Origin of the sequence: Mycobacterium sp. 1245801.1, from assembly GCF_001673055.1 — a bacterium.
In the GTDB taxonomy this organism is placed as follows: Bacteria; Actinomycetota; Actinomycetes; order Mycobacteriales; family Mycobacteriaceae; genus Mycobacterium; species Mycobacterium europaeum_A.
In genome coordinates, this window is the sequence record NZ_LZKY01000233.1 from 1 (window position 1) to 2,203 (window position 2,203).

The 2,203-nt window shown below is 66.2% G+C and carries 3 protein-coding genes and 2 pseudogenes; all 5 read left to right on the forward strand.

Annotated elements, in window-relative coordinates:
* Nucleotides 1–481: pseudogene (locus A5622_RS29720) on the forward strand (peptidoglycan-binding protein); the annotation flags it as partial.
* A gap of 35 nt (nt 482–516) precedes the next feature.
* Entirely contained in the window at nt 517–861 is a 345-nt protein-coding gene (locus A5622_RS15275) for a holin (RefSeq protein ID WP_066879595.1), read from the forward strand.
* Nucleotides 858–1,322 carry a hypothetical protein gene (locus A5622_RS15280; RefSeq protein WP_066879598.1) on the forward strand — a complete coding sequence of 155 codons (465 nt, stop codon included), beginning with the start codon at nt 858–860 and terminating at the stop codon, nt 1,320–1,322. The genes A5622_RS15275 and A5622_RS15280 overlap by 4 nt, the downstream gene beginning before the upstream one ends.
* A 1-nt stretch (nt 1,323) precedes the next feature.
* Entirely contained in the window at nt 1,324–1,566 is a 243-nt protein-coding gene (locus A5622_RS15285; RefSeq protein ID WP_066879480.1) for a hypothetical protein, read from the forward strand.
* An 83-nt stretch (nt 1,567–1,649) separates the two neighbouring features.
* Nucleotides 1,650–2,203, forward strand: a pseudogene (locus tag A5622_RS15290) (DNA polymerase III subunit beta); the annotation flags it as partial.

Consider the following 2,203-nt stretch of genomic DNA (forward strand, 5'->3'; position numbering starts at 1 on the left):
GTGGCGGGAGGCCGACCGGCTCGGCACCCTGGCTTACGGCAACCCTTGCCGCGGCACGGATTCGATCGCGCCGTGGGCCATCGGGCAGATCAAGAAGACCGGCACCCATGGACTGGACCCGTACAAGCGTTACGGCGCCCCCGGGTGCCCGGCGTTGCCGCCGAACTTCATGGATGATTACCGCGAGGGAGACATCTTCGCTGAGAACGGCGACGACCAAGCGAGCCAGTTGAAGGCATCCATCTACCAGGCGGTAGCTCGAGGGGATTTCCTGTCCAACCCGTACGGGGTGATCACGGAGCTGGTGCACCAGCTACCCAACGTCATCTCGTCGAACATCCCGGCGTTGATCACGTTCGGTATCAGCGTGTTTCAGGCGATCGTCAGCGGCATCGTGTTCCTGGCTGATCAGCCGAACCCGCATTACAGCCCGTATGACATTTCGGGCGGACTGGATTGGGTGCGCAACCTTCTTTCGTGACACAATATCAACTACTAGGCGTTAAGGGGTCAAACATGATCAACCTCGATTGGTTCAAAGCTACCGGGCTGCTGGCCGCGCAGAGCGCATCCCACGCGTTCCTGGGTGTGTCGGGTGGTGACGTGTTCAACTTGTTCCACCTCGACTGGAAAGCCGCCCTCGGTGTTTCCGGCGGCGCCGCCTTAGTTGCGGTGCTGCACAAGGTTGTGGAGTACCGGATCCCGGTGTCTGTCAGCGACCCGGCGCCCGCAGTAGCCACCCCAGCGCCGCCGCCGCTGCCGGCTCCTGCCGCGGAACCCGTGCCAGCCGTCGCCCCGGTCCCGGCCGCGGCTGCTGTGCCGGCTGAACCGCCGGCCGCTGATGCCGCGCCGGCGACATGAGCACCGCTGAAGTGATCGCCCTCGTCAGCGCAATCGCCGCCCCACTGCTCACATTCCTGGGTGTCGTGATCGGCGCCTGGCGCGGCCGGGCGGACGGTAAACGGCAATCCGAACAGGCGCTTCGGGAACTCGAGGTCAAGGCCCGCCTCGCCAGCGAGCAGGCGGCCGATGAGGCCCGGAACAAGGTGACCGAAGCGTGGGAGGCTTACGCGGCCAGCACGCAGAAGGACCGCAAGCTGCTGCTCGACCGACTCGAGGCTGTGGAGTCCCGCGCGACCGCGGCTGAACGGCGCATCGACTCGGCGGAGACCCGGGCGGTGATCGCCGAGGAGCGGGCGTCGCGTTGGGAGTCGCTGTACCGGATCGCGGTCGCGCACCTCCGCGAGGTGATCCGTTGGGCCACCGTCAACAACACGGGCACCATGCCGGAGCCCCCCGCGGAATTGCAGCGGGAGCTGTGACATGCGTCCGGGCTGCCGCGCCTGGGTGGCGCTCGGGGCTTACGTCGCAGCTTGGGACATGTTCTGCCCGCAAGGGGAGCAGTTGACCGACGCCGCCCGCCGCGGTGTCGTCGCCCACCCGGTCCTCACGACCGGCGCGATCGCGGTCACGGCGCTGCACTTGGCGAACCGGCTGCACCGGCGGGTGGACCCGTTCTATCTGGTGGGCACTTTCGTGGCGTCGGCGCGGTTCATCAAACGCTAGACGTTATTGCGTCAAACGATCCGGTCTATGGTGTACGCAACGGCCGATTGACGGCGGCCCACACACCAGGAGTGACGATCCTTATGTCCGATTTGCAGTTCACGATTACTCGCGACGAGTTCGCGGATGCGATCAACTGGGTGGCGCGGGCGTTGCCGGCGAAGCCGTTGAACCCGCTGCTCGGCGCGATCCGACTCACCAGCGGCTCCGGTTACGTGATCCTGGAGGCGTTCGACTACGAAGTTGCCGCCGTGACAAGCGCTGGGGCGGATGTGACATCACTGGGAACCACCTTGGTGTCCGGGCGCCTGCTGCAGGCGATCAGCAAGGCGCTGGCACGCAAGCCGGTGGAGTTCAAGACTGAGGGTGGTACTGCACGCATCCTGTGCGGGGCCGCAGAGTTCACGTTGCCCACCATGCTGGGGAGTGAGTACCCAGACCTGCCGACGCGGCCGGCCGACGCGGGCAGCGTGGACGCCGGACAGTTCGCGGAGGCGATCGCGCAAACCAGTTTCGCGGTGCACCGCGGCGACGGGTACTCGAGCATCAAGGCGGTGTGTTTCGACGTCGACCCGCTCGGCGGGTTGACGTTGTCGGCCACCGACCGCTACCGCGTCGCGACGAAGACGATCCCATC